The sequence below is a fragment of the Nocardiopsis coralli genome (assembly GCF_014892575.1).
GTDB classification, from domain to species: Bacteria; Actinomycetota; Actinomycetes; order Streptosporangiales; family Streptosporangiaceae; genus Nocardiopsis; species Nocardiopsis coralli.
Genome location: NZ_JADBGI010000004.1, coordinates 58809 through 83533, shown reverse-complemented (window position 1 = coordinate 83533; position 24725 = coordinate 58809). Strand labels below are relative to the sequence as shown.

Annotated in this window: 19 protein-coding genes; 11 read left to right on the top strand and 8 right to left on the bottom strand. The window is 69.4% G+C overall.

Translation table 11 applies throughout. The features are described from left to right. The first annotated feature begins 97 nt into the window (after positions 1-97). The 5 genes from upp (at position 98) to IDM40_RS05415 (ending at position 2737) form a co-directional block, all read left to right on the top strand. The gene (gene upp, locus IDM40_RS05435) at positions 98-751 is read left to right on the top strand and encodes a uracil phosphoribosyltransferase (RefSeq protein WP_193120808.1); all 654 of its coding nucleotides are present in this window, start codon (positions 98-100) and stop codon (positions 749-751) included. A gap of 413 nt (positions 752-1164) precedes the next feature. After that, positions 1165-1407 (top strand): hypothetical protein, encoded by a 243-nt coding sequence (locus IDM40_RS05430; RefSeq protein WP_017614218.1) that lies wholly within the window; start codon positions 1165-1167, stop codon positions 1405-1407. Between the two features lie 191 nt (positions 1408-1598). Continuing rightward, positions 1599-1763, top strand: a complete 165-nt coding sequence (locus IDM40_RS05425) for a hypothetical protein (RefSeq protein WP_193120807.1) — start codon at positions 1599-1601, stop codon at positions 1761-1763. 15 nt (positions 1764-1778) lie between these two features. Next, positions 1779-2288 carry a PH domain-containing protein gene (locus IDM40_RS05420; protein WP_193120806.1) on the top strand — a complete coding sequence of 170 codons (510 nt, stop codon included), beginning with the start codon at positions 1779-1781 and terminating at the stop codon, positions 2286-2288. Between the two features lie 221 nt (positions 2289-2509). Further along, a complete protein-coding gene (locus IDM40_RS05415; protein ID WP_193120805.1) occupies positions 2510-2737 on the top strand; it encodes a hypothetical protein in 228 nt (75 codons plus the stop codon). A gap of 581 nt (positions 2738-3318) precedes the next feature. On the opposite strand, the gene IDM40_RS27985 is transcribed toward IDM40_RS05415, so the two are convergent. After that, entirely contained in the window at positions 3319-5949 is a 2631-nt protein-coding gene (locus IDM40_RS27985) for a replicative DNA helicase (RefSeq protein WP_193120804.1), read from the bottom strand. A 329-nt stretch (positions 5950-6278) separates the two neighbouring features. Between IDM40_RS27985 and IDM40_RS05405 the strand changes: the two genes are divergently transcribed. Further along, positions 6279-7631 carry an MATE family efflux transporter gene (locus IDM40_RS05405; RefSeq protein ID WP_193120803.1) on the top strand — a complete coding sequence of 451 codons (1353 nt, stop codon included), beginning with the start codon at positions 6279-6281 and terminating at the stop codon, positions 7629-7631. Between the two features lie 4 nt (positions 7632-7635). Here IDM40_RS05405 and IDM40_RS05400 read toward each other — a convergent pair whose 3' ends face one another. The 6 genes from IDM40_RS05400 to IDM40_RS05375 all read right to left on the bottom strand — a co-directional run bounded on the left by IDM40_RS05400 (position 7636) and on the right by IDM40_RS05375 (position 13502). Further along, positions 7636-8442 (bottom strand): peptidoglycan recognition protein family protein, encoded by an 807-nt coding sequence (locus IDM40_RS05400; RefSeq protein ID WP_235997346.1) that lies wholly within the window; start codon positions 8440-8442, stop codon positions 7636-7638. 170 nt (positions 8443-8612) lie between these two features. Continuing rightward, positions 8613-9059: a 50S ribosomal protein L9 gene (gene rplI / locus IDM40_RS05395; protein WP_193120802.1), complete on the bottom strand. Its 447-nt coding sequence runs from the start codon at positions 9057-9059 to the stop codon at positions 8613-8615. A gap of 28 nt (positions 9060-9087) precedes the next feature. Continuing rightward, a complete protein-coding gene (gene rpsR / locus IDM40_RS05390; RefSeq protein ID WP_017577046.1) occupies positions 9088-9324 on the bottom strand; it encodes a 30S ribosomal protein S18 in 237 nt (78 codons plus the stop codon). 117 nt (positions 9325-9441) lie between these two features. Next, positions 9442-10011, bottom strand: coding sequence for a single-stranded DNA-binding protein (locus IDM40_RS05385; protein ID WP_193120801.1), 570 nt, complete (start codon positions 10009-10011; stop codon positions 9442-9444). 137 nt (positions 10012-10148) lie between these two features. Then, on the bottom strand, positions 10149-10439 hold the full coding sequence (gene rpsF, locus IDM40_RS05380) for a 30S ribosomal protein S6 (protein WP_193120800.1): 291 nt from the start codon (positions 10437-10439) through the stop codon (positions 10149-10151). A 306-nt stretch (positions 10440-10745) separates the two neighbouring features. Next, on the bottom strand, positions 10746-13502 hold the full coding sequence (locus tag IDM40_RS05375; protein ID WP_328806945.1) for a transglycosylase domain-containing protein: 2757 nt from the start codon (positions 13500-13502) through the stop codon (positions 10746-10748). Between the two features lie 951 nt (positions 13503-14453). Between IDM40_RS05375 and IDM40_RS05370 the strand changes: the two genes are divergently transcribed. The 3 genes from IDM40_RS05370 to IDM40_RS05360 all read left to right on the top strand — a co-directional run bounded on the left by IDM40_RS05370 (position 14454) and on the right by IDM40_RS05360 (position 18193). Then, a complete protein-coding gene (locus tag IDM40_RS05370; RefSeq protein ID WP_193120799.1) occupies positions 14454-15533 on the top strand; it encodes an inositol-3-phosphate synthase in 1080 nt (359 codons plus the stop codon). Positions 15534-15642: 109 nt separating this feature from the next. Further along, positions 15643-16950 carry an MFS transporter gene (locus tag IDM40_RS05365; protein WP_193120798.1) on the top strand — a complete coding sequence of 436 codons (1308 nt, stop codon included), beginning with the start codon at positions 15643-15645 and terminating at the stop codon, positions 16948-16950. Positions 16951-16993: 43 nt separating this feature from the next. Continuing rightward, positions 16994-18193 carry an FAD-dependent monooxygenase gene (locus IDM40_RS05360; RefSeq protein WP_193120797.1) on the top strand — a complete coding sequence of 400 codons (1200 nt, stop codon included), beginning with the start codon at positions 16994-16996 and terminating at the stop codon, positions 18191-18193. 12 nt (positions 18194-18205) lie between these two features. On the opposite strand, the gene IDM40_RS05355 is transcribed toward IDM40_RS05360, so the two are convergent. After that, positions 18206-19684 (bottom strand): CCA tRNA nucleotidyltransferase, encoded by a 1479-nt coding sequence (locus tag IDM40_RS05355; protein ID WP_193120796.1) that lies wholly within the window; start codon positions 19682-19684, stop codon positions 18206-18208. Positions 19685-19988: 304 nt separating this feature from the next. Between IDM40_RS05355 and IDM40_RS05350 the strand changes: the two genes are divergently transcribed. Then, on the top strand, positions 19989-22574 hold the full coding sequence (locus tag IDM40_RS05350) for a DUF6049 family protein (RefSeq protein WP_193121011.1): 2586 nt from the start codon (positions 19989-19991) through the stop codon (positions 22572-22574). Between the two features lie 176 nt (positions 22575-22750). Beyond that, positions 22751-24592, top strand: a complete 1842-nt coding sequence (gene murJ, locus IDM40_RS05345) for a murein biosynthesis integral membrane protein MurJ (protein ID WP_193120795.1) — start codon at positions 22751-22753, stop codon at positions 24590-24592. Positions 24593-24725 lie beyond the last annotated feature (133 nt).

The window sequence follows — 24725 nt, the reverse complement described above, 5'->3', positions numbered from 1 at the left end:
GCGCTGCGGCGGTGCGGGCGGACCTCGCGATTAGACTCGGGCACGCCCACTTCTCCCCAGCCACCGTCCCGTCAGCCCAGCTCAACCGGAGAAAGCCTTGGAAACCCTGGTCGTCGACCACCCGTTGGTGGCGCACAAGCTGACCACCCTGCGCGACGTGCGGACCGACTCCCCGACCTTCCGGCGCCTCACCGACGAGCTGGTCACCCTGCTCGCCTACGAGGCCACCCGCGACGTACGCGTGAGCGAGGTCACCCTGGAGACCCCGCTGACGCGGGCGACCGGAACCCAACTCACCCGCCCCACCCCCCTGGTCGTCCCGATCCTGCGCGCCGGGCTCGGCATGCTCGACGGCATGACCCGTCTGCTGCCGACCGCCGAGGTCGGTTTCCTCGGCATGGCACGCAACGAGGAGACGCTCCAGCCGGCCACCTACGCCGACCGCCTCCCGCAGGACCTCTCGGGCCGCCAGATCTACGTGCTCGACCCGATGCTGGCGACGGGCGGCACTCTCGCAGCAGCGCTGCAACTGCTGGTCGAGCGCGGCGCCGACCACATCACGGCCCTGTGCCTGCTGGCCGCCCCCGAAGGCCTGACCGCCGTCGAGCAGCAGCTCGAGGAGTCCCTCGACCCCGACCACGGAGCCACCCTGCGTGTGGTCACCGCCGCGGTCGACGAGCGGCTGGACGAGAACGGCTACATCGTCCCGGGGCTGGGCGACGCGGGCGACCGCCTGTACGGCTGCCACTGAGCCGACAGCCCTCTCCGCATCCCGAGCGCCCAACCGGTCTCCGGTTGGGCGCTTTTTCGGTCCATTTTCCGGGCGCGTGAATGAAGGTCCGAAAGACGGGTAATGGCACACTGGTAACGTGCATCGCCCCAGGTCGAAGCAGCGGGTCCACCAGACCGCAACCCCCTGCTGCATTAGCCGAATTCGATTCGAGATGGGAACGTAACAGACACGAGTGATCATGGTTGAGAACCGCCCTTAACAGGGCAAACCCGCCGGACCGAAAAGAACCCCACACAGCGCGTAGCCGAGCCTCCTCCCCCAGGACCGACCGCCCTTCGCGGCCGACGTCCAGGCAACCCTCCGCGGGCTACGCACAGCCCCGAGGCGCACACAGTGCGCGACACACCTCAGAAGAGCCCCCAAGGAGTGAGATGCCGGAGAACCCCTCCCCTTCGACGCCCCACATCTCCCGCGACTCGCATTTCGCCCCGGTGGTCCACCGGCTGGAATCGGAGTTCAACGGCGTGCACCACACGGCGACCGTGACCCGGTGCGTGAACGCGGCCCACCACGGAGCCCAGGACGTCACCGGGAACGCCACGCCCGAGCTGGTCGAACGCATCGCCCGCCAACATCTGCAGGTTCTGGCCCTGGCCCTCAACGAACAGCGCTGACCTGCGTACACGGGTTACGGCCCCTCTTTCACGGGGTTACCAGCGGCACCGGAAAAGGACAGTTTCGGCAAGCGTCGAACGTCCGACATAACGCCACGCCGATGGTGTAGCACTGGCTTTACGGGCACCATGGTCGGTGGAACAATCTCTGCTGGGCCAGTGGGTCAGGTGGATTCCAAGGGGAGTCAGACGTGGCGAAGTTGAAGAAATGGGGCGGATACGCGCTCATCGCCTTTGTGGCGTTCTATCTGCTCACGCAGCCGGAGAGCGCCGCAGGGGTGATCCAGAGCGCCCTGGGCGGGCTCATGGGCGGCGCGGAAGCGATGTCCCGCTTCGTCAACGCGCTGCTTCCTTAGGGGTGGTCGGCCGGCATGCGCCTCGTAGCGTCGAGTAACAGCGCACCCGCCTCGGTCAACCGTTACCTGCTCCCCCACGAGCAGGACGTGGTGACCATCCGCAGGCATCCAGCCGTGCTCATCGGGCCGGTCAGCGCGGTGCTCGCCGCCCTGATCGTGGCCGGGATCCTCAGCAACACGGCGATCGCCAACAGCACGGCGAGCCTGGCCATCATCTGGTGGCTGTGGCTGCTGATGCTGGTGTGGTTCGTCTGGCAGGTGGCCGAGTGGTCGGTGGACTACTTCGTCATCACCTCGGCGAGGCTCCTGCTCACCACGGGACTCATCACCCGCCAGGTGAACATGATGCCGCTCGGCAAGGTCACCGACATGCGGTTCGAGCGCACGCTGCTCGGCCGCTTCCTCGGTTACGGGACGTTCGTGATGGAGTCGGCCGGTCAGGACCAGGCCCTCAGCAAGATCAACTTCATCCCGTACCCGGAACAGCTCTACCTGGAGGTCGTGGGGCTCATCTTCAAGGAGTGAGGCCCTCCTCCACGCACGAGAGCGACGACGAGAGCACCCGCTGCGGCGGGTGCTCTCGTCGTTTCTGCACCCGTCGTCCGGGTTCGCCCCTCGTTCACCTTCCGTTCACCTGAGGCCCGATCCAGCCGCGGAAGCCCCGGTTCTCACCGCCCGGGCGATTGACTCCAAGGTGAACGACGGGTTAACTTAGATCATCTGAAACGGAAACGAGAGGGGTCACCATGGCGCGCCGGACCGAACGTGCACCTCAGCCCACTCGCTCCCACACCCGTCGCAGCACGCGCTCTGCCGCCACGACCCGCCGCCTCTCCGGCCTGGGCAGCGGCCCCGCAGCCGTCCCGCAGCCCCGCGAGGACGCCGACCGCATCAGCTCGGGGCACCCGATCATGCACTGGGTCCTCGTGACCGACGAGAACGGGCGCACCCGCCCCGAGGCCCGCTGGTTCTGACACCCCCCCCGGCCCCACGACTCGCACAGGCCCCCGCCCACACCGGGCGGGGGCCTGATGCGTGTGTAGGGCGGTGCTCCTGTCACTCGATCCCCGCGCGGATCGTTTTGTCGACAAATCAGCCCGTCGATTAATCGGGTTCCGGTTGTCTGAATACAGGACCTCCGGCCACACAACGGAGGTGATCCTGCTCTCACGGCGACCACCCGCACCCGGCCGGCACGGGACGGCTCACCCCGATGCGGACCGGAGGGCCTCCATCCGGCCCCGCACCTGCGGCCTCATTCGGTGTCCGAAACCCGCTCGGCCGTTTCCCCTCCGGCACGGGGCCGCGGCACACTCGGGCCTCCGCACCTGGAGGACACGCGCCGGGCCCCGCCCGGAATGTTCGCCGCGAGGATCCGCCGGCCACCCCGCCGGCTTCGGCGACAGGCACGGGGCTGTGGCGTCATGTCGACGTAGCTCTTTGTCGACTTTTTGGTCTGCACAAAAATCGACTTGTGGACGGACCGATATAACCGCAGGTGGTTCTGTGGTTACAGCACTTCAGAGACCTGTCGCCGTGGCGACACGTCGCTCCATCAGCCCGGCGCCATGTCGACAAAGCGGCTGTAGTGCCCCTGGAAGGCGACGGTGACGTCCGCGGTCGGACCATTACGGTGCTTGGCCACGATGATGTCCGCCTCGCCCGCGCGCGGCGACTCCTTGTCGTGCACGTCCTCGCGGTACAGGAGGATCACCATGTCGGCGTCCTGCTCGATCGAATTGTGTACGTGGATCCCGTTGGCGACAAAATTGTGCGTGCCCGGAACCGTGGCATCGAACACCTCGCGCTCCCCGAGCGGCTCCACCGCGGCGATCTCATCCCAGAAAACGTCGTTGGTGGCGAGCAGATCCAGATCGGCGTCGTCCAACACCTGGGCCACTCGGGAGAGCCGGGTTCTGCTCGGCGCGCGCTTCCACATGCTCCTGCCACTGAAACTGGTCTCCATGGCGGACGCGAACTCACGATGGGTCATCCCCCGGTTTGCGAGGCCTTCTCGGACCTGATCCCACACCTGGTGAGGGACCGTGTCCAGATTGGTGTTGGCCTTGCGACCGGCGAGCGCCGTCACACACTCGTCCACGCGCACCGACCGCGCACCGTGGCAGCCCACCAGGTCGGCGAAGCGACGCTGGTCGTCGACACCGTTGACGTCCACGGTGTAGCTGGGCCGGTAATCGCCCTTCCGGGTCTCCTTGATCCGGCTCATGATGCCGAGCCGCATGAGCAGGTGGCTCACGTCGTCGACCAAGCGACGGCTCGTTGTCGAGTAGTAGATGCGGGCCTTGTCCGCCGCCCGGTCCCACCCGACCGACCCGTCGGTCGCCCATAGGTGTCGGAGGAACAACGCGACCTGTGATTCCGGCAGGGAGAAGACCCCGCACGGGACGAACTTCTCGTGGCTGCGCAGCCCGAAGAGCCCCAAGCCGTCCAACCACTGCGCGATCGGGTTCCGCTTACCGTGGGTCAACCGGTACGGGGACGGAAGCCGGAGCGAGACCGTGCGGGCAGCAGCGTGCTCGTCACGCACCGCCCGGACCCCGAAGTGGGCCGCGGCCTCTGTGACGACGGCCAAGTTGTCCTCGTCCGTGTTCGCGTAACGAATCGGCTGCCGACGGACGAAGGAGCCGTCCCCGATGAGGTGAGCCAAGAGGATGACCTCCGGCTCCGACCATGAACGCACCTGCTCAGGTTCCGGCACCGACCGGGGTACGGCGATCCGGTCACCCGCACCCAGTTCCTCCAGCGGTGTCCATCCGTCGAACGCGAGGAAGGGGTGGTTTCCCGACGCGGTGACCTCCCGGCCCGAGGTGAGGAGAAGGCGGTACACCTGCTTGGTGCCGCTGGAGAACACGTGAGTCATGGTCCGGGGAACCATGCGCAACTTTTCGTCGAGGGACCACACCGGGATATCGGTCTCCCCGCTCTCGTGCAGCTCACCCAAGGTGGTCTCAACACCCGTGTCTGCACGCCGTACACGTGTTTCTGGGACCAGGCATCCGGACTCACGCAGGTCCGAGACCTGCGGGCGCTTGTCCGTGCGTTGTTCCGGGCCACGGTTGAGCTGTGAGAGCGCCACGACCGGAACCTCGAGCTCCTTGGCCAAGAGCTTGAGGGAACGCGACATCTCCGATACCTCCTGCTGCCGGCTCTCCACCCGGCCGGAGGCGCTCATGAGCTGGAGGTAGTCGACGACGATGAGCTTGAGATCGTGCTGCTGCTTGAGACGGCGCGCCTTGGCACGGATCTCCATCATCGACATGTTCGGGGAATCGTCGATGAACAGGGGGGCGTTGGCGACCTCGCCCATGCGTCTGGCCAGGCGGGTCCAGTCGTCGTCGGTCATCAGACCGGACCGCATCGTGTGCAGCGGGACCCGCGCCTCGGCCGAGAGCAGGCGCATGACGATCTCGTTCCGCCCCATCTCCAGGCTGAAGAAGACCGAGGTCATGTCGTTCTTGATGGAGGCCGCCCGAGCAAAATCGAGTGCAAGCGTCGACTTGCCTACTGCCGGGCGGGCGGCGATGATCACCATCTGGCCGGGGTGCAGGCCGTTGGTGAGCGCGTCGAAGTCGGCGAAGCCCGTGGGCACACCCGTGAGGCTGCCGTCGTGGGCACCGATCGCCTCGATCTCGTCGAGGGCGCCGGGCATGATGTCGGCGAGCGCGAGGTAGTCCTCGCCGGTGCGCTTCTCGGCAACGCGGTAGATCTCGGCCTGTGCGTGGTCGACGAGGTCGTCGACCTCGCCGTCGCCGGTGTAGCCGATCTGCGCGATGCGGGTACCGACCTCCACGAGGCGGCGCAGGATCGCGCGGTCGGAGACGATCTTGGCGTAGTAGCCGGCGTTGGCGGCGGTGGGGATCGCCTCGGTCAGGGTGTGCAGGTAAGGGGCGCCGCCCACCCGGGTGACCTCGCCGCGCTTGGTGAGCTCGGCGTTGACGGAGATGGCGTCGACCGGCTCGCCGCGGGAGAACAGGTCCACGACCGCGTCGTAGATGATCTGGTGCGCGGGCCGGTAGAAGTCGGCGGAGCGGATGATCTCCACGACCTGCGTGATGGCGTCCTTCGACAGGAGCATGCCGCCGAGCACGCTCTGCTCCGCCTGGATGTCGTGGGGAGGGGTGCGATCGTATCCGCGTTCCTCGGGTGGTTCCTCGGCGACGCTCACGGACTACTCCCCCAGAGACGATGACGACCCCTCCAGGATGCCCCATCCCGAGGTCCTCCCGGACCCCGGCAGAAGCCTGTGGACAACCGCCTGTACCACCATGTCCCGGGCTGCGCGGGACGTTGTGCGCACAGGTTGTGCACATCACCTGTGGATAACTTTGCGACGTCCCGTTCATGACCCATTTGATCTGCGAAAACGTGCTTCGTGACCCCCGGGTGCCAGATGCCTCACAGAGGGTCTTTCCACAGGTTGTCCACAGGCTTTCGCGCGCCTGTGGACAACTTCACCCACCCCGTCGAACGGGTGTCCGGTAATCTTGCCCCGTCATGCCCAGACTGCTCTCCGCCGCGCCCTTCCGGCACCGCCACGACCGGGAGATCTTCGCACTCGCGGTCCCCACGTTCTTCGCTCTCATCAGTGAGCCCCTGTTCCTGCTCACCGACTCCGCGATCGTCGGCACTCTCGGCACCCAGGCCCTCGGCGGGCTCGGGGTGGCCGGCCAGGTCCTGCTGACCCTGGCCGCGGTGTGCATCTTCCTCGCCTACGGGACCACCGCCGCGGTGGCCCGCAAATTCGGGGCCGGGGACATCCCCGGCGGGATGCGCGACGGGATCGACGGCCTGTGGCTCGCCGTGCTCCTCGGGATCGCCGCCATCGGCATCGGCTGGCCCCTGGGCCCGTACCTCATCGACATGCTCGGCGCCTCCCCCGAGGTCGCGCCCTACGCGCTGACCTACCTGCGCATCAGCCTGCTGAGCACCCCGTTCCTGCTGATCATCATGGCCGGGACCGGGGTCCTGCGCGGACTCCAGGACGCCCGCACCCCACTCGTGGTGGCCGTGGCGTCCTACGCGGGCAACGCCCTGCTGTGTGCGCTCTTCGTGCTCGTCATGGACTGGGGCATCGCCGGTTCGGCCTGGTCGACGGTGATCGCGCAGGGGGCGGGGGCCTTCTGGTACGTGGCCGCGATCGCCCGGTCGGCCCGCGGTCAGGGGGTCTCCCTCGCGCCGAGCCTGTACGGCCTGCGCCGCTCGGCGACCGCCGGGTTCGCCCTGTTCCTGCGCAGCGTCTCCATGCGTGTGGTCGCGCTGGTCACGACCGCGGTCGCCGCCCGTCTGGGCGACGAGTCGATCGCCGCGCACCAGGTCAGTTACAACATCTGGGCCCTGCTCGTCTTCGCCATGGACGCCGTCGCCATCGCCGGACAGTCCATCGTGGGCCGCTACCTCGGCGCCGGCGACGTGCGCGGGACCCGCGACGCGACCCGGCGCATGGTCGAGTGGGGTGTGATGGCCGGGCTGGTCTTCACCGTCGTGGTGCTGTTGGTGCTGCCCTGGGCACCGGTCCCCTTCACCGACGACGCACACGTGGCCTCGTTGATCATGGCCTCGCTGGTCGTGGTGGCCCTGATGCAGCCGTTGAGCGGGGTGACGATGGTGCTGGACGGGGTCCTGATGGGGGCCGGGGACCAGCGTTACCTCGCGTGGGCGTCCCTGTGGACGATGCTGGCGTTCCTGCCGTTCGCGCTGGCCCTGCCGAGTGTGGCGGGGTCCCAGCTGTGGGGGTTGGTCGGCCTGTGGGGGGCCTTCTCCGTGTGGATCCTGGCCCGTGCCCTCACCCTGGGGCTGAGGGCACGGGGCGGTGCATGGCTGGTCACCGGGGCAGAGCGGCCCCGGTGACGGGTCACAGGACCGGTTCGCGCTGACCGATCGTCGGACCGTGGTAGTGGTTGGCGACCCGTTCGGCCTGCGGGAGCCCGGGGAACGACGGCAGCTGTTCGGGGCGCAGATCCAGGTCCACGACCCCGTCGAGTTCGCTCCGCACGTTCGACATCTTGGCCGCGGTGTCGCTGCGCAGCTGCGGGAGCAGCCCGTACAGCTCGTCACCGGGGCAGTTGGTCGAGTTGTAGTCGCGGTGGCCGACGATCGCCTCCTCCGGGTCCAGCCCGTAGGCGGTGCACAGCCAGGCACACGTGTCGGCCAGTGCGTCGAGGAGGTCTCCGGGCGGCGTGGCCGAGGTGTAGGTGCCCTCGTTCTCGATCCCGATGGTGTGGTCGTTGTGGTCGGCGGTGTGTGCGCCGATCACGTGCGACCCCTCGCCCACGGCGGCCAGGGAGCGCTCACGGCCCTCCATGATGTGTCCGCCGCGGCTGATCGTGAACTGCTGTCCGGTGTCGGCCCACCCGTTGGTGTCCATGTGGAACCTCTGGATGGAACGGGACAGGGCGGCCGCGTGCGACGTCGAGGTGTCGGAGACGTTCTCGGTCGCGGTGTGGTGCACCACGATGTGCGTCGGTCCGCCCGACCGGACGTCGATCGTCTCCTGGGGCGCACGGGCACCCCAGTCGTCCCGCGTGAACACCTTCGGCATCGCGGCGGCCCGGGCCTCGCGTGCGGTGGTCGTGCCCAGCCCTCCGCCGAGCAGTACACCCCCGGCGAGGAGTGCGGCCCCGCGGAGCATGGTCCTGCGGTCCAGTCTCTCTACGGCCATCGATGCTTCGTCCTCTCTGTGCGGGGCATCCGGGATGCCAACACAGAGAACACGATAGATTACCAACTGTAATCACACTTGGGCTTCAGGGGCGGCGTGTCCATCTCACACACAGACGAAAGGCCCCGCCCCGCACGAAGCGGGACGGGGCCTTCGACGGTCGACCGTGACTAGACGCCTGCGACGTCCAGCTTGATGGTCGCGCTGACCTCGGGGTGGAGGCGCACGTCGACCTTGTGGGCGCCGACCGACTTGATCGCGTTCTTGATCTCGATCCGGCGCTTGTCCAGCTCGGGACCGCCGGAGGCCTTCACGGCCTCGGCGACGTCACCGGCGGTGACAGAACCGAACAGACGGCCGCCCTGGCCGGCGCGCTGCTTCAGGCGCACCGTGAGCGACTCGACCTGGCCGGCGATCTGACGGGCCTCGTCCAGCGTGCGGATGTCGCGGGAGCGACGGGCGCGCTGGATGAGGTCGATCTGCTTCTGGCCGCCACGGGTCCACACGATGGCGAACCCGCGGGGGAGCAGGTAGTTACGGCCGTAGCCGTCCCGCACCTCGACGACATCGCCGGGGGCTCCGAGACCGTTGACCTCGTGGGTCAGGATCAGCTTCACGACAAAAACCTCCCTCGGAGTTTCCCGGCTATCGGGTGCTGCTGGTGTAGGGCAGCAGGGCGACCTCGCGCGCGTTCTTGATCGCGGTCGCGACGTCGCGCTGGTGCTGCGTGCAGTTACCGGTCACCCGACGAGCACGGATCTTGCCGCGCTCGGAGATGAACTTACGGAGAAGCGTGGTGTCCTTGTAGTCGATGTAGGACTGCTTCTCCTGGCAGAAGATGCACACCTTCTTCTTGGGCTTGCGCGCTGCCGGCTTCGCCATCGTGGTGCTCCTTCGCAAGAGCCCCGGGTCGTTCCCGGGGATGGTCTATGACAAATGGATGGTGGCACGGTGTCCGGCGGACACCGGCCGGGGTGATGCTCGGTGCTCGACCTCGGACTAGAACGGGGGCTCGTCGGAGAACCCGCCGCCGCCGAAGCCGCCGCCACCGCCGTTGGTCGCCCACGGGTCGTCGGCGGGTGCTCCGCCGCGACCGCCCTGGGGGCCGCCGCCGAAGCCGCCGCCCTGGTTCCCGTAGCCGCCGCCCTGGGGCTGGCCGCCACCGAAACCGCCACCTTGGCCGCCGAAGCCGCCGCCGCCCTGACCCGCCGTCTTGGTCACCTTGGCGGTGGCGCGGCGCAGGGCGGGACCGACCTCGTCGACGTCGATCTCGAAGACGGTGCGCTTCTCACCCTCGCGGGTCTCGAAGGAACGCTGCTTGAGGCGCCCCTGGACGATGACACGCATGCCGCGCTGGAGGCTCTCCGCGACGTTCTCCGCGTACTGCCGCCAGACGGTGCAGGTGAGGAACATGGACTCGCCGTCCTTCCACTCCCCCGCCTGGCGGTCGAAGGTGCGAGGCGTCGAGGCCACTCGGAAGTTGGCGACCGCGGCTCCACTGGGCGTGAAGCGCAGTTCAGGGTCGTCGACGAGGTTGCCGACGAGCGTGATCTGGGTTTCGCCTGCCATGGATCGGCTCCGGTTCGAGATAGACGGATCAGGCGCTGGGGCCTGTTCCCCCGATCATCCGCGCCGGTGACGACAGAACGGAATGCTCGGAGGCAGGGGGTGTGGACAACCGCCGCCCTCTGGGGACGGACCGGGTCCTAGTGGACCTCGGGGCGGAGCACCTTGGTGCGCAGAACGGACTCGGCGATGCCGAGCTGGCGCTCCAGCTCCTTGACCGTGGCGGGCGTGGCGGTCAGGTCGACGACCGCGTAGATGCCCTCGGCGTTCTTGTCGATGTCGTAGGCGAGACGGCGCTTGCCCCAGATGTCGACCTTCTCGACCGAGCCGCCGTCGTTGCGGACGACGCCGAGGAAGTTCTCCAGCGACGGGGCGACGGTGCGCTCGTCGAGGCTGGGCTCGAGGATGACCATGATTTCGTAACGACGCATGAGCGTTCGTTCCTCCTCTGGACTGTTGCGGCCATGGAATCTCCATGGCAGGAGGTCAGGTGCCCCGTTCCCGTCACCCGGACCGGGCCGGGGAGTGATCGGGGCTCTGAGCCGTACGGGAGCCAAGATTACCAGCAGCTCCGTACCACCCTGGCGGGTCGGTTCCGCCCCTGTGGACAGCGAGAGGGGCCGGCGTCCGCGCTGTGCTGCGCGGTCGCCGGCCCCTCGTCACCGTGTCGGCATGTCGATCTGTCAGGAGGTCGATCTGTCAGGAGATCGGCACGTCGCGACGTCGACCTGTCGGTATCACTCCCGCTGAGGCCTGATCAGGCTGTTGTTGTCCTCCTCGGGAGCTTCCTCCTCCGGGTCCCACGGCCACTCGGGGCCGTCGTCCTCGCCGTCCTCCTGGCACTCGGGGTGACCCTCGAACTGCGGGTCCTCGCAGTCGATCTCCTCGGGCTCACAGGTGGGGTCGAGCGGGTTGCAGTCCTCCGGAGGCGTGGGCTCCTCGGACGGCTCGTCCGTGGGCTCCTCCGTCGGCTCCTCGGTCGGTTCCGGCGTGGGCTCCGGCGTCGGCTCCGGCGTGGGCAGGAAGCTCTGGTCGTCACCGATGAACTGCGGCGGCGGGAACTCCTGGACCTCCTCACCCTCCATCGCGGTCGTCATGAATTCGCTCCAGACGTTCGCGGAGGTGGTGCCACCGAAGATCTCCACATCGCCCTGACCGCCGATCTCCAGCGGTTCGGCGCCCGCCCGGCTGAGGCTGACCGCGGTGGCCAGCTGCGGGGTGTACCCCACGAACCAGGCGGAGACGGCGTCGGAGGAGGTACCGGTCTTGCCGGCGACGGGACGGCCGTCGGGCAACGCGGCGTTCTCACCACCGCCGTTCTCCACGACCTGGGTCATGGCGTGGGTGGCGTCGGCGGTGACGTCGCTGTCGAGGACCTCGGAACCGCTCTCGATCTCGTCGGCGTCGTTGGGCTGGACGACGTCGCCGTTGCGGTCGCGCACCTCCGTCACCATGTGGGCCGGCTTCTGCTGGCCCTGCGCGGCGAAGGTGGCGTAGGCCGAGGCCATGTCCAGGGTGTTCACCTGGTGCGTACCCAGGGCGACGAGCGGCCCCTGGACCGAGGTCTCGGTACGGGCCGCGTTCACGCCCATGTCAACGGCCAGGTCGTCGACGTTCTCCACACCCGTCTGGACCATCAGTTCCACATAGGGGGTGTTGATGGAGTCCGCCGTCGACTGGATGAGGTCGACCTCGCCGTAACTCTGTTCGCCGGCGTTCTGCACCGGGCTCTCCAACCCGGGGAACTCCTGCGGGGAGTCGCCGTCGAACTGGCTGTTGAGGCTCACCCCGTCCCTGAGCGCGGCCGCGAGCACGAACGGCTTGTACGCCGAACCCGCCTGTGTCTGGTGGGTCAGCGAGTTGTTGACGACCTCCGCTGCGTTCGGTCCCCCGTTGAAGGCGACGATCTCCCCGGTCTCGGGGTTGACGGAGGTGAGTCCGCGCATGGTGTCGTCGGCCATCTCCGGGAGGACGTCGAAGGCGTCCTCGGCGGCGGTCATCAGGTCCTCGTCCAGCGAGGTCTGGATCGTGTACCCCTGCGTCGCGATGTCGGCGCCGGTGATGCCGTCGTACCGGCGCTCCACCTCGTCGACGACCGCGTTGTTGATGTAGGCGAGTTGCGGGTCGCCCTCTTCCTCGGGGTTGTATTCGACCGTGTCCGGGAACTCGAGGTTCTGCGCCTCCTCCTCGGGCAGGCCGAGTTCGGGCTCGATCTCGTTGAGCGCCGCGAGCTGGGTCTGCAGGTAGTCCCAGCGCTCGCCCCGCATGACCTGGTCGTGCGGACCGCCCGGCTCCGGGTTGGAGAACGCGCTGGGCTGCTGGATGATCAGCCCGATGAAGGCGCCCTCGGCGTCGTCGAGCTCGGAGACGGGCTTGTCGAAGTAGGCCTGGGCCGCGGCCTCGACACCGGAGGCGTTGCGCCCGAAGTAGATGGTGTTGAGGTACTGCTCGAGGATCTGGTCCTGCTCCAGCTGCTGGGCCAGCTTGATCGAGATGAAGATCTCGCGGATCTTGCGCTGGATCGTCTGCTCCTGCGAGAGCCCGCCGTAGTAGTTACGGGCCATCTGCTGGGTGATGGTGGAACCACCGCCCGCTTCACCGCGGGAGAGCAGGGCACGCGCGGTACCGGTGACGCTGATGCCCGGGTCGTCGTAGAAGGTGTGCTGCTCGGCGGCGAGCACCCCGCTCACGACACTGTCCGGGATGTCCTCGAACTCGACGGGCACCCGGTTGACCTCACCGGTGGTGAGGGCGACGCTCTCTTCGCCGTCCTCCTCGCCGGCCCACATGATCTGGGTGGCGCTGAGCTCGACCTCGGCCTGGTGGTCGAGGTCGTCGGCGTCGGGGGCGACCGAGTAGAACACGGCGAACGTGCCGACACCGGCGATGATCAGGAGGCCGAAGACCGCGAGTGCGGGCTTCCAGGCCTTGGAGAAGAAACGCTTCCACCAGGGCCGGTCGTCGTCGCCCGCGGCACTGCGCCGACGGCCGCCACGGCCTCCTCCACCGTCTCCGCGTCCCGGAGGACGGCGGCGCCCTTCGGCACCGGCGGCGTGGGTGCGGTCGCGCTCGCGGGGGTCGCGGGGGCCGTCCGCCCTGCGGCGCCCACCGGCCCGCGGGTCGTCGGGGCGCCTGCGGCGGGGGCGTTCGCCCTCGGCCCCGAGGGCCGCGGTCTCGTCGTCGGGGCGACGGCGGCGGGGGCGCTCACCGTCCTCGGGGGGACGGCGGCGGTGTCCTTCGGGGGGCCTGCGGCGCCGGCCTTCGCCGGGCGGGGGCTCACCCTCGGGGGGCCGACGGCGGCGCGGCCGTTCGGCGGGCTCCTCTCCGCCCCAGAATCCGCTCTCCTCGCCGGCCTCCGGCCGACGGCGCCTCCCGGGACGCTCGGCCCCGGGCGGGACGCCGTCCCAATCGCCACCGTCGCCGTGCGGACCGTCGACCGGGCCATCGGCCCGTCGACGGCCGCCTTCGGCACTCCGTCGTCGTTCGGTACTCACGTGGTCCTCGATTGCCTCTCACGGCCGGTCGGCCTGACGATTCCTTGGTGGAAACGGGGGGACGGTCCCCCTGGGGGATCGGTGATCCGCGACCTGCGTCCGCGGTGCTGACGTGGCTCGGCCGGTGGTTTCGTGCCTCGGCACGGGGCCTCGGCCGGTGCCTTCGCCTGTCGTTCAAGGCTTGATGAAGAGACGCCCACGCGGGCGCGTAGGTTTTCAACAGGTCGCGAAGACGTTGGCCGCTTCTTCCTCCTGATCGTTGGCCAGCGGGGCTCGCAACCGTCGGCGCGGGGGGCCGACGGGGGCCGTCATGGGCGCGCGGCCCATGGGGGCGGAACGGCTACGCACGCAAATCAAACGTCACGGTAGAGCGATGAAACGGCATAGCACAACCCACGCGCGAGAGTATCGCGCGTGACCGAGTTGTCGGCCACGCCGGGTCGCTCCGTACCGATCGGGGCAGTTCACGCCGCAGGTTCCGGACCGTGGTCGCATGGCCTCGATGCGCCCGGTTGTGCGCTCGGTGACCGCTCCATGCCCTCCTGTGCCGGTGTGAGATTCAGCGCCTCTGAGCTGGGGGAACTCGGTACCACTGGCGCCGCACGCGGGGACGGATCCCGTGTGGCCGCCCTGACCTGCCGGGTCGCCCCGGACCCCCCGCGTACTGTCGTGCGGGCCGGGCCGGTGGGCGGAGATAGAGTCATACCGAGCAAAACAGCCAGAGTTGCATGTTCCCCCCGACTGCCGACGGCCGTTCAGGGGAGGCCGCGCCAACGGCGTCCGTGGGACGTCCGCACGGCGGCTGAGGGCGGGAACAGATCCGCCCCGGGCGCTGCTGACCTCAACACGGACAACAAGAAGCAGAACGGCGCGCCCCGGTTCCTCCGGAGCGGGCGCGTCGAGCTGTGCGCTGTGGAATCCATGTTCGCGGAACAGAAGGAGCAAGGACCAATGGGTTCGGTACGTGTAGCCGTCGTGGGCGTCGGCAACTGTGCGGCGTCGCTCGTCCAGGGCGTGCACTACTACAAGGACGCCAACCCCGAGTCCCGGGTACCTGGCCTGATGCACGTCCAGTTCGGCCCGTACCACGTGAGCGACATCGAGTTCGTCGCCGCCTTCGACGTGGACGACAAGAAGGTCGGCCACGACCTCGCCGACGCCATCACCGCCAGCGAGAACAACACCGTCAAGATCTGCGACGTGCCGCCGACCGGTGTCCCCGTCATGCGCGGTCCGACCTACGACGGCCTCGGCCGTTACTACCGGGAGATGATCCAGGAGTCCCCCGAGGACGCCGTCGACGTCGTCGCCGCCCTCAAGGCGAGCGAGGCCGACGTCCTCGTCTCCTACCTGCCGGTGGGTTCGGAGGAGGCCGACAAGTTCTACGCGCAGTGCGCCGTCGACGCCGGTGTCGCCTTCGTCAACGCCCTGCCGGTCTTCATCGCCTCCGACCCCGAGTGGGCGGAGAAGTTCACCAAGGCCGGGGTCCCGATCGTCGGCGACGACATCAAGTCGCAGATCGGCGCCACCATCACCCACCGTGTGATGTCCAAGCTGTTCGAGGACCGCGGCGTGGTCGTGGACCGCACGTACCAGCTCAACTTCGGCGGCAACATGGACTTCAAGAACATGTTGGAGCGCGAGCGCCTGGAGTCGAAGAAGGTCTCCAAGACCCAGTCGGTCACCTCGCAGATCCCGCACGAGCTCAACGCCGGTTCCGTGCACATCGGCCCGTCGGACCACGTGCCGTGGCTCGACGACCGCAAGTGGGCCTACGTCCGCCTGGAGGGGCGCGCCTTCGGGGACGCGCCCCTCAACCTCGAGTACAAGCTCGAGGTGTGGGACTCCCCGAACTCCGCCGGCATCATCATCGACGCGGTCCGCGCCGCGAAGATCGCCAAGGACCGCGGCATCGGCGGCCCGATCCTGGCGCCCTCCTCCTACTTCATGAAGTCCCCGCCCGTGCAGTACAGCGACTCCGAGGCGCACGCACAGGTCGAAGAGTTCATCGCGGGCGGCGACGACGCCTGAACCCGCCGCGACCGCAGGGGCCCCGGCCCGGGATCACGAGCGTTCCCGGCCGGGGCCCTTCGTATCGGGGGCGGCCGCCGCCCGGGACTCACGGCCCTAGGGTGAGGCCGTGTCCTCCTCCTTCTTCGGCGACCTGCGTGTGGTGCTGCGCGGCGCCCGGTTCCGCCGCCTGTTCGGCACCCGCCTGGTCTCCCAGTTCTCCGACGGGGTCTACCAGGCGGGCCTGGCCGGCTTCGTGTTCTTCAACCCCGAGCAGCACACCAGCGCGGGGGCGGTGGCCGCCGCGTTCGCCGTGCTGCTGCTGCCCTTCTCCGTGGTGGCCCCGTTCGCGGGGGTGCTCATCGACCGGTGGCCGCGCCGCCAGGTCCTGCTGTTCTCCTCACTGGTCAAGGCGGTACTCGGGGTCGTCACCGCGGTGCTGGTCGCCCAGGGTGCAGGTCCGGCGTTCTTCGTGGCCGCGCTGCTGGTGCTGAGCGTCAACCGGTTCTTCCTGTCCGGGCTCTCCGCCGGACTGCCGTACGTGGTGCCGCGCGACCAGCTCATGATGGCCAACGCGGTCACCCCCACGTGCGGCACCGCGGCCAGCTCCCTGGGCACGGGCGTGGGCCTGGCGATCGGCATGATCGGCGGTGAGGACGCGCTCGGGACCGGGATCATCCTGTTCGTGGCCGCGCTCGGTTTCGCCGCCGCCGCGCTGGTCTCGCTCAGCCTTCGCTACCGGGAACTCGGTCCCCACCTGGAGGAGGAGCCCGAAGAGGTGCGCGCGGCCGTCCGCAACGTGCTGCGCGGGATGCTGAGCGGACTGCGGCACATCGGCGACCGGGTCCCGGCCCGGGACGGCCTGCTGACCATGGGTGTGCACCGGGTCCTGTTCGGGGTCGCGACCCTCATGACACTGCTGCTGTACAACAACACCTTCACCGGCGGCGGGGTGGCCGGTCTCGCCGGTTTCTCGGTGTCGGCCGCCCTGCTCGCGATCGGTTTCTTCGCCGGCGCCGTGGCGACCCCGTGGGCGACCGCCCGGATGAGCGCGAGCACGTGGATCGCGTCGTTGCTGGCCACGGCGGCGGTCGCACTGGTGGTGTTCGGCCTGCCGTTCTCACCGGTGCTGTTCCCGATCGCCGGTTTCGTGCTCGGGTTCGTCTCCCAGGCCGTGAAGGTCACCGTCGACACGTTGGTTCAGCGACATGTCGACGACGCGTTCCGCGGCCGTGTGTTCTCCGTCTACGACGTCCTGTTCAACGCCACGTTCGTACTGGGCGCGGCCCTCGCCGCGGTGTTCGTCCCGCCGTCGGGGGTGAGCGCGGCGGTGGTGGTGGCGATGGTGCTGGTCTACGCCGCGCTCGCCGTGGGCTGGACGGTGCGTGCACGCAGACTGTCAGCAACATGTAAGGGCCGTGGGGCACTCTGGGCGTAGAGGGCGGCGACGAGGTCGCCGCCGACGACCGAGAGGAGTCACCGTGCGCACGTCCGCCAAGACCGTCCTCATCTCCGGCGGGGGTGTGGCCGGCCCGGCGCTGGCCCACTTCCTGTCCCGTCAGGGTTTCGTACCCACGGTCGTGGAGCGCGCCCCGGCTCCGCGGGCAGAAGGGTTCCGCATCGAGCTCTCCGCCCAGGGCCTGACCGTGCTGGACCGGATGGGGCTCCACGAGCGGGTGCACGCCGTCAGCGGGGCTCCGCCCAACGCGACGATCGTCTACGGCGACGGTCCGGAGATCGGCATCCCCAGTTGGGCCGGGGGCGGCAGGGCCATCGCCCGCGACCGCCTGTGCTCGCTCCTCCACAAGGAGGGCGAGCAGGCGGCCGAGTACCTCTTCGACGACTCCATCACCGCGTTGCACGAGGACGACGAGGGTGTGCTCGTGGGGTTCGAGAACCGGGAGCCGCGCCGTTTCGACCTCGTGGTGGGCGCCGACGGGCTGCACTCGAACGTGCGCGGCCTGCTGTTCGGGACGACCACCGAGGACCACGCCTTCTTCCTCGGCACCAACCTGGCCATCTTCACGGTGGACAACCACACCGGCCAGAAGGACTCGACCAAGTTCCACGTCTGGCCCTACCGCGGGTCGGCGGTGACGACGTTCCCGGGCAACACCGACCTCGAGGGCATGTTCCTGTTCCGGAGCCTGCGCCCGGTCGAGTCCCAGGGCATGCGCCAGGCCGAGGTCAAGGACTTCGTGGAACGTGTGCACTCCGACCTCGGCGGCCACGTTCCCGACCTCCTGCGGGCCATGCGCGGCACCCGCGTGCACATGGCGCCGTCCCAGCAGATCCGGATGCAGGAGTGGCACCGGGGGCGGGTGGTTCTGCTCGGCGACGCGGCGCACTGCCCGGACCCGATGACCGGGATGGGCAGCGTGCTGGCCCTGCTCGGGGCCATGGCGCTGGCGGGGGAACTCGCACACCACGACGGTGACCACGTGCGCGCGTTCGCCGCCTACCGTGAGGCGATGCGTCCGCACGTGGACGCCGCACACAAGGTGGGGCCGCTCTCCACCGGTTTCGCGGCGCCGCGCACCGGCCGCGGCGGGATCCGCATGCGCTCGGGGGTCATGCGTGCGTCGTTGGCCGCGCTCAAGGTCGCCGGAAAGGAGAACTCGGGCGCAGGGGACCCCTTCGGTACCCCGCCCGAGTTCCCGTTCGACCGGTACACCCCCTGAGGCGGCCCCGGCTCACTCGATGTGCTGACCGGCCCACTCACGGAGTTCGGCCGTGGCCTCCTCCTTGGACATCGGACCGTTCTCGAGCCGCAGCTCCAGCATGTACCGGTAGGCCTTGCCCACGGCCGGCCCGGGCCCGATGCCGAGGATCTCCTGGATCTCGTTGCCGTCGAGGTCGGGCCGGATGCGGTCCAGCTCCTCCTGCTCGGCGAGCTCGTCGATACGGCGCTCGATGTCGTCGTACGACCGCGCGAGCGCCGCGGCCTTGCGCTTGTTTCGGGTCGTGCAGTCGGCCCGGGTGAGGATGTGCAGGCGCTCGAGCTGGTCACCGGCGTCGCGGGCGTACCTGCGCACCGCCGAGTCGGTCCACTCCCCCTTGCCGTACCCGTGGAAGCGCAGGTGCAGGGAGACGAGCTTGCTGACCGCGTTGACCACGTCCTTGGAGAAACGCAGCTTGTTGAGGCGCTTGCGCGTCATCGAGGCGCCCACGACCTCGTGGTGGTGGAAGGTGACGCGGTTGTTGCCCTCGAACGAGCGGGTCTTGGGCTTGCCGATGTCGTGCAGCAGTGCGGCCAGGCGCAGCACGAGGTCGGGTTCGTGGCCGCGGGAACGCTCCAGGTCGATGGCCTGGTCGAGCACGGTCAGGGAGTGCTGGTAGACGTCCTTGTGCCGGTGGTGCTCGTCGATCTCCAGGCTCATCCTGGGGATCTCGGGGAACACGTACTGGGCGATGCCGAGGTCGACCATGAGCTCGATGCCCGTGCGCGGGTTCGGGCTGAGCATGAGCTTGACCAGCTCGTCGCGCACACGTTCGGCCGAGACGATGGTGAGCCGGTCGGCCATGTCCCGGGCCGCCTCGGCGACCTCGGGGGCAAGTGTGAAACCGAGCTGGGCGGCGAAGCGGACCGCGCGCATGATGCGCAGCGGGTCGTCGCTGAAGGAGTCCTCGGGCCTGCCGGGCGTGCGCAGCACCTGGGCGTGCAGATCGCGCAGGCCGCCGAAGGGGTCGACGAAGGTGCCGTCGGGAACGTGCACCGCCATCGCGTTGACGGTGAAGTCGCGGCGCAGCAGGTCGTCCTCGATGTCGGTGCCGTAGGCGACCTCGGGCTTGCGGGACTTCGGTGAGTAGGACTCGCTGCGGTAGGTGGTGATCTCCAGCTGGAGGCCTTTCTTGCGCAGCCCCACGGTGCCGAAGTCGATGCCGACGGTCCACACCGAGTCGGCCCAGCCGTCCACGAGTTCGAGGATGCGCTGGGGCACCGCGTCGGTGGTGAGGTCCACGTCGTGCGAGTCCCTGCCGAGGAGTGCGTCGCGTACTGGCCCGCCCACGAGCGCGAGCTGTTGGCCCTGTGCGGCGAAGCGTTCACCGAGCTCGTCGGGCACGGGCTGGATCGAGTCGATCAAGGAGCCCAGGGTCGACCTCTGGGCATCGGTCAACCGACCGGTCTCGTGGCGGGCGGTGTCGTCGCCCGGAAGCTCTGTGTTCGGCACACCACGCAGGTTAGGCGGCCCCGACCGGTGACCGCGAATCGTCCCTCACCCGCATGAGGGACACGTGACCGGCACCGGACGCGCCGCACGGCCCCTCAGCACGATCCCGCGTTCCGGGGAGGGGGTATCTTCGGTGCAGTGGTGGGACGCCGTCCTTCGCGCCCGCCCGACCCGCGTCCGCCGAGTGCGCCGTGCGGGTATCCGCCGTCACCGCCCCTGCCGCACCCATATCCTCCGGCGGTACGGCCCTTACGGACCCGAGCAGGAAACCGGTCAAGCGTTGCGTCGATTTGCCTCCGCATCGGTGGTCATGGCCCTGACCACCGCGCTGCTCCCGATACCGGGCACACTCCCGCCCGCGGCGGCCGAGCCCGATGAGGACACCGTCGATCCGCTCGTCGTGGACAGCATCACACCCGACGTGGTCGACGAGGACGCCACCCTGCGCGTCAGCGGCCAGGTGACCAACACCACCGACGAAGAGGTGTCGGAGGTGTCGGTACGCATGCGCTACTCGCGGCACCCCTTCAGCGACCGCGGCGAGCTGGACGAGTTCGCCGCCGGGGACGGCTGGCAGCCCGACGCGACCGGGCCCGAGGAGGACGTCTCCGAGGAGCTGGCACCCGACGCGGGCCAGGGGTACGCGCTCAGCACCGACGTGGACGAGCTCGGACTGTCGGGGTACGGCGTGTTCCCGATGATGATCGAGGCGGTCGACGGCGACGGAACCGTGATCGGGTCCCAGTACACGTTCCTCCCCCACCTCGACCCGGACGACGAAGCACCCGAGATCGACCTCGCCTGGGTGTGGCCGCTCATGGACACCCCGCAGCGCGCCGACGACGACACCTTCCTCACCGACTCCCTGCCCGAGTCCCTCGAACAGCAGGGCCGCCTGGGCAGGTTGCTGGCCTCGGGCGCGCAGGTACCCCTGGACTTCGATCCGGGCGACGACGACCTGCCGGAGGACCTGGGCCTGGAGACCGCCCCCGAGGAGGAGGAACCCGAGGAGGGCTCCCCCGAGGAGGACGAGGCCACCAACGAGGAGACCGCGGAGTCCGAGCCCACCGACGACGCGTCCCCGACCGAGGACGACACCGAGGAGCCCGAGGACGAGGAGGAGCCCGAGCCGACCCGCACCGAGGGTGTCCCGGTGACCTGGGCGGTCGACCCCGGCACGCTCGACGACATCGCCCGCGCCGCCTCCGACGACTTCGAGGTGCTCGACGACGTACTGGCGATCCCGGCCGAGTCCGACCCCGTCCGGCACGACCACGAGGCCGACGAGGCGGCCCAGGTGTGGCTGCGCGAGGCGCGCCGTGTGCTGCCGGCCGACACCGTCGCGGCGTCCCCGTACGCCAACCCCGACCTGGCCGCGATGCTGCGCAACGACATCGACACCGACGCCGAGGCGTCCGTCCGGATCGGCCGCGAGGCGACCATGGAGGCCCTGGAGCTGGCGCCGGACGAGTCCTACGCCCTCCCGCCCGGCGGGCTCATGGACGACTCCGTGCACGAGCTGCTGTCCGAGGCCGGTGCCGACCGGTTCATCCTGGACGGCAGTGCGATGCCGCCCGTGTCGTGGCTGTCGACGACCCCGTCCGCGCAGGACGCGCTCCCCTCCCCCACCGGGGACGGCGAGGACGTCGCGCTGCTGAGCGACCCCGGCCTCACCGAGGTGCTGTCGATGCCCTCGGAGACGCAGGGCGACTCGGCGCTCGCGCTGCAGCGGTTCGCCGCCGAGACCGCGATGATCGCCGGTGAGAACACGGGCGGCGACCGGGTGGTCGTGGCCTCCCCAGAGGCCCAGTGGGACCCGGGTGAGGAGTTCGCGTCCGGGGTGTTGGAGGCGACCGAGTCCCTGCCGTGGCTCAACCCCGAGAACCTCGACGACGTCGAACTCCCGCCGGAGGACGAGCGCGAGGACACCCGCGGCGACCTGACCTACCCCGAGTCCGCCTACGACACCGAGCTGAGCTCCACCTACCTGGGCCAGATCCAGGACGTCAACCGCGACGTCCGCATGTTCAACAGCATACTGGTGGAGGACAACGACCCCTTCCGCCCGGCCCTGCTGCGCCTGTCGTCGGCGTACTGGCGCGACGAGGAGGCCCTGGCCGGGGCGATGCGCTCGCTGGTGGCGCAGGACGTCCAGGACGGCCTCGACTCGGTCCGCATCATCCCCGGCGAACCGGTGACCCTGGCGAGCCGGACCGGTATCACCGGGATCCTTGTCGCCAACGACCTCGAGGACGAGTCGGTCTTCGTGACGCTGTCGGTGTTCTCGGAGAACTCCGAGCGGCTGACGGTGGAGAGCTACACCGACTCCTTCGAGATCGCTCCGGGCGCGAAGACGACCGTGTACGTGCCGCTGTCGGCGCGTGTGAACGGCCGGACGGTGCTGCACACGAGCCTGCACAACTCCGCGGGTGAGCCGATCAACGCCCAGGACACGGAGATCCCGGTGAACGCGACGGGTCTGGGCACCCAGGCGCTGCTGATCAGCGGGATCGGTGTGCTGATCCTGGTGGCCGCTCTCGCACCGCGTGCGGTGCGCAAGTGGGCGCGTTCGTCGTCGAAGTCCTCGGCCGCCGCGGCCGCGGCCGGCGGTGCACCCGGGGACGGGGACGGCGAGACGCCCGAGGGCGAGGAGAGCTCCCAGGGCACCGTGGCTCCGGCCGGTGACGACACCGAAGAGGCACCGTCCGAGGGCACCGATGGGGGGTCCGAGGCCGACCTCTCCGACGGCGAGGACACCGACCGCGCCGAGGCCGACCAGGACGCGGAGCCCTCCGAGGCCGACCGTGCCCCGGACGACGACACGAGCACGCCCTCACACGGCGAGGATGGGGGAGACAGCACCCCCGGCGCGGACGGCCCCCGCACATGAGTGCCCGGGCCCGCGCCCCCGGCGGGTCGAGAAGTCGACTCGCCGACCTCCCGACCTGTCGACACGTCCACGTGCCGACGGGCCCCGGTGTCCGCATGTCGACACTCGCGGCCGAGCGCCGTTCCCCCGCCCCGACCGGGGCCTGCCCAGCCGGACGAAAGGAAGCCTGATCCACCGTGGCCACCGACTCCCCGAACGGCGGCAAACACCGCCGAAGTTCCCCCCAGCAGCAGGACCCGGTCGAGGGACCGCTCCCGGGCGAGAGCACGGTCCGGCCCTACGGCGGCCCCACCCCCTCCTACGAAGAGGGTGAGCTCCCCGAGCCGGCGCCCGCGCAGTCCGGCGGCGACGGTCCCGGCGACGGGGGCCACAGCGCCGCGGGCAACTCCGACGACGGCGGGATGATGCGGTCCAGCGCGGTGATGGCCGTCGGCACCATGGCCTCCCGCATCACCGGGTTCGCGCGCACCATCGTGCTGGGCGCGGCCATCGGCACCCACTTGCTCGGTGACGCCTACCACACCGCGCACACGATCCCGTTCATCCTGAACGACCTGCTCATCGGCGGCCTGATGGCGAGTGTCATCGTGCCGTTCCTGGTCAAGCGCCGTAAGCGCGACGCCGACGGCGGCAAGGCCACCGAGGACCGCCTGTTCACCACCACGATGCTGGCGCTGTTCACGCTGACGGCGGTGGCGGTGCTCGCGGCCGAAATCCTCATCTACCTGTACGGGTCGCGCTTCACCCCCGCGCAGTTCGACGCGTCGGTCTACCTGGCGCGCTACCTGCTCACCCAGATCTTCTTCGTGGGGATGAGCGGCCTGCTCAGCGCCATGCTCAACACCCGCGGCAAGTTCGGCGCCGCCGTGTGGGCCCCGGTGCTGAACAACATCGTCATCATGCTGGTGGCCGGCATGTTCCTGCTGGTGGCCGGCCCCGACCTCACCCCGGACGAGGTCACCGACGGCCAGCTCACCCTCCTCGGCGCCGGCACGGCCGCGGGTATGGCGCTGCAGGCCGTGGTGCTGTTCGTGGCCCTGACCCGGACCGGCTACCGGTGGCGTCCGCGCATCGACCTCCGCGGCTCCGGCCTCGGCGAGGCCGTGCGCACCGCCGGGTGGATGATGCTCTACACCCTCCTGACCCAGGCGGGCCTGTGGATCACCACCAACATCGCCAACGCCGCGAACGTCGCCGCCGTCGAGCAGGACCCCGACGCCGCGGTCGGTGCGGGCATCACCGCCTACAACCTCGCCTACCAGCTCTTCCAGCTGCCGTACGCGATCATCGCGGTCTCCCTCATCACCGTGCTGCTCCCCCGGATGAGCGCCCACGCCGACGACCGCAACTGGACGATGGTGCGCTCGGACTTCTCGCGCACACTCCGGATCTCGGCGTTCGTGCTGGTCCCGATGGCGTTCGCGATCGCCCTGTTCGCGAAGCCGCTGTCGATCCTGGCCTTCGCCCGCGGGTCGATCTCGGTGGCCGACGCGACCAGCATCGGCTACATCCTCGCGGTCATGGCGCTGGGCCTGGTCCCCTTCACGGTCTTCCAGCTCATGCTGCGTGTGTTCTTCGCGATGGGCGACACCCGGACCCCCGCGATGATCGCGATCGCCAACCTGGCGGTGCACGCCGCCCTGGCCTTCGCCTCCTACCTGCTGCTCCCGCCTGCGCACGTGGTCACGGGCGTGGCCGCGGGCTTCATGATCTCGTTCCTGTCCGGCCTGGTCATCGCGGGGAACATCCTCAGCCACCGACTCGGCGGGCTTGACGGAAAGCACATCCTTGGCACATTGTTGCGCCTGCACCTGGCCGCGATCCCGAGCGTGGCCGCCGGCTTCGGTGTGATCCACCTCTTCGACACCTACGCCGGCCCCGGCCTGCTCAACTACATCGGTGCCCCCGTCGTGGGCTGCGTCCTCGGGGCGCTGCTCTTCCTCGGAGCGGCCCGACTGCTGCGTGTCCAGGAGCTCACCTCGGCCGTGGAACTGATCCGCGGCCGCCTGCGTCGATAACGCCATCCCCCCTCCCCCCGACCGGGCCCCACCGGGGTCACGCCAGTTTCGACCTAGTGAAGGACCGCGCGACGGTGTCCAGCGATCACCCCCGACAGGATCCGCGGGAGCCACGGGATTCCGAGGCGACCGA